Consider the following 1,328-nt stretch of genomic DNA (forward strand, 5'->3'; position numbering starts at 1 on the left):
GATGTAGACCGGCAGCTTGCGCACCCGGTCGAGCCAGACCCCGGCCGGCAGCGAGAACAGCACGAAGGGCAGCGTCTCCATCATCGTCAGCAGCCCCATCTGCGTGGGCGAGGCGTGCAGCAGCAGCGCGGCGGTCAGCGGCAGCGCGAGCATCGTGACCTGGCCGCCGAACGAGCTGATCAGGATCGAGGTCCAGAGCCGGCGGTAGGTGGCGTCGTGCAGCAGGTCGCCCACCGGCAGCGCCAGGCGTGCCCGCCAGCTGCGGCGCCAGGCCGCCAACCGTTCCGACAGCCCGGACACCCTCCCTCGCACGGGCCGGCGAATCATCGATTCCCTCTCATATTTATGCGGCATTGGTCTCAACCGGAACCGCACAGTGTGCCGCGGTTCGCTACCATCCGTCTCTCAAGGAGGTGCACGACATGCAAGCCCTGCAGATCCTTCACCTGGAAGACGACACGCTCGACGCGGACCTGGTCCAGCGCGAGGTCGCGCGGCTCGACATCCGGTCGAACTGGGTGACGGTCAGTTCCAGCGAGCAGTTCTTCGAGGCGATGGAGAACACCCGCTTCGACGCGATCCTCTCCGACAACCGCGTGCCCGGCATCGAGGGCCTGCAGGCGCTCGAGGTCGCGCGGCAGCGCCGGCCCGGCATGCCGTTCATCTTCGTCAGCGGCAACACCGATCCGCGCTGGGCCGAGCACTGCCTGGAGGCCGGCGCCACCGACTACGTCCCGAAAGACCAGCTGTTCCGCCTGCCGAGCGCGCTGCGCCGGCTGCACGACGCGCGCGAGGCCGAGCGGCTGGCCCGGCTCACGCGCGGGCGGGCGCTGCTGGTCGACCTGGTGAAGGAGCTGTCGCTCGCGCGCAGCGTCGACACCATCGTGCGCATCGTGCGGCGCGGCGCACGCCAGCTGAACCAGGCCGACGGCGCCACCGTCGTGATGCGCGACGGCGAGTTCTGCCACTACGTCGACGAGGACGCGATCGGCCCGCTCTGGAAGGGCAGCCRCTTCCCGCTCACCTCGTGCATCAGCGGCTGGGCCATGCTGAACGGGCAGGCGGTCGCGATCCCCGACATCTACCTCGATCCGCGCATCCCGCACGACGCCTACCGGCCGACCTTCGTGAAGAGCCTGGTGATGGTGCCGATCCGCGCCGAATCGCCGATCGGCGCGATCGGCAACTACTGGGCGAACACGCACGACGCGACGCCCGACGAGGTGGAGCTGATCCAGGCGCTGGCCGACTGCACCTCGCTCGCGTTCGAGAACGTCGCGGTCTACGAGAGCCTGGAGCGCCGCGTGCAGCAGCGCACCGCCTAGCTG

2 protein-coding genes are annotated in these 1,328 nt (G+C 69.6%); one reads left to right on the forward strand and one right to left on the reverse strand.

Annotated features, from left to right (window positions below):
- Positions 1-327: MFS transporter (locus AC1D12_RS33440; protein ID WP_477845391.1), on the reverse strand; the 327-nt coding region annotated here is incomplete at its 3' end.
- 95 nt (positions 328-422) lie between these two features.
- Here AC1D12_RS33440 and AC1D12_RS33445 point away from each other — a divergent pair.
- Complete coding sequence (locus tag AC1D12_RS33445; RefSeq protein WP_477845392.1) at positions 423-1,325, forward strand: GAF domain-containing protein; 903 nt, start codon at positions 423-425, stop codon at positions 1,323-1,325.
- Positions 1,326-1,328 lie beyond the last annotated feature (3 nt).

It is taken from the genome of Rhizobacter sp. P1_G5 (assembly GCF_056405435.1).